The following is a 1645-nucleotide window of genomic DNA, read 5'->3' as shown; positions in this document are numbered from 1 at the left end:
CCCGGATTTCTCACACGGCCATTGGATATTGCCAAACGGAGTGTCGGTCTGTCTTGGGCTTCTCGCGTTATGAGCATTTCAGCGATTTCAGCCGCCCTGCGGGCGAGCTTGATCAGCTCGGCGCGCCGGCGTTAGCTGTCAGGATTATGTGGACGGGGCCTCTGGTTCGTCAGGGCGCCCGTTGGGCGAGCAAGGCATGTGCGGCGGCGAACTCGCGCTGATAGGGACAGCCCGACGCCATGGCGATCTTGATGCGCCGGACGCTGATCCGCACCAGCGCGCCGATCTTGAGAAGCTTGAGACGGATGGTGCCGCATGCCGCCTTGGCGAACTGGGTGTGCTTGAGCGCGATGCGGCGCAAGGCGCAGAGCAGCACATAGGCCATGGATGCGAACCACAGGCGCAACTGGTTGGCTTGCATGCTCGCCGCCGAGGTGCGATCGGCAAACAGATCGCCCTGGCATTCCTTGATGCGGTTCTCCATGTCGCCGCGGGCGCAATAGATGTTCTCGTAGAGGCGGCGTGCGGCATGTTCATCCGAGGTGAGCGAGGTCACCACGAAGCGGGGATTGGCTTCTCCTCCAGTGTGTTCGGCCTTGCCCACCACCCGGCGTCTGGCGCTCCAGCTGTCGCGTGTCGTCCATAGAAAGTCCTTGAACCGGCGTTGAGGCTTGCCGCTCTTGCGACTGTGCGCGGCTGCCTCCTCGAGTTCGGCGGCAATCTCGCCGACCAGCCGCGCGTTGCGGGCCAGGCCGAACAGATAATCGACCTTATTGGCCTCGCACCACGCCATCAGCTCCTCGCGGGCAAAGCCCGAATCGGCCCGCAGCAGAATGCGGGTCCGCGGCCAGTGGGCGCGGATTTGCCCGACAAGACGGGCGATCTCCTCGACCGCGCCGGCCGAGGCGTCTATGTTGGAGCGCCTGAGCTTGGCCGCCAGCAGATGATGGCCGCAGAACACATAGAGCGGCAGATAGCAGTAGCAGTCGTAATAACCATGGAAGAAGCGGCCTTCCTGATGACCATGCAGCGGATCGTCAGTGGCATCGAGATCGAGAATGATCTGCTTCGGCGCCCGAGCATGGGCGTTGAGGAACACATCGACCAGAAGCTTCTCGACCGCCGCACCGTCATGGCTGATCTTGTGATAGCGCGTCGCCACAGACCGGCTCAGTTCCAGCCGGTTGAGCGTACTCTTGCCCGCCACCGGCGCGCAGTCCCGGCGCCGCGCCTGAAGCTTGCCTGCCAGTAACGCCATCACCGGATCGTGGCGCAACTCGTCATGATCGTTGAGATCCTCATAGCCCAGCGCAATCCCGAACACCCGCTGGCCGACCAGCGTCACAACCTCATGCTCGATCAGCTCAGGGCAGCGCTGGTCCCGAAAGCAAGCCGCAAACCTATCGATCAGCCTGATCGCCCGATCCGTCGAGCCCAGCAACAGCGCCCCGGCATCAGAAGTGATCGTCCCGCCGTCAAACGAAGCAACTACTTCACGGTTTTCAACACGTGCAAATCCAAACAAATCCGTTATACAATCTGTCGGCATCGGAGCGCTCCTCGAATCCATCGAAGTTATTGCAGCACAACAACTTTCGCTGATTCGGCGCTCCGATGCGCTCCTTAGTTTGAGAAATCCGGGCTA

1 protein-coding gene is annotated in these 1645 nt (G+C 61.7%); it reads right to left on the bottom strand.

From position 1 onward, the window contains the following. Positions 1-169: 169 nt before the first annotated feature. Positions 170-1549, bottom strand: coding sequence for an IS1380 family transposase (locus DT068_RS27835; protein ID WP_119393176.1), 1380 nt, complete (start codon positions 1547-1549; stop codon positions 170-172). Positions 1550-1645: the final 96 nt, after the last annotated feature.

Source organism: Taklimakanibacter lacteus, from assembly GCA_003576695.1.
Taxonomy (GTDB): Bacteria; Pseudomonadota; Alphaproteobacteria; order Rhizobiales; family Aestuariivirgaceae; genus Taklimakanibacter; species Taklimakanibacter lacteus.
This window is presented reverse-complemented; position numbering and strand designations above follow the sequence as displayed.

Bases quoted from the DNA above. Each gene is read 5' to 3' on its own strand.
- DT068_RS27835 (WP_119393176.1), bottom strand. From the start codon at position 1,549: ATGCCGACAGATTGTATAACGGATTTGTTTGGATTTGCACGTGTTGAA.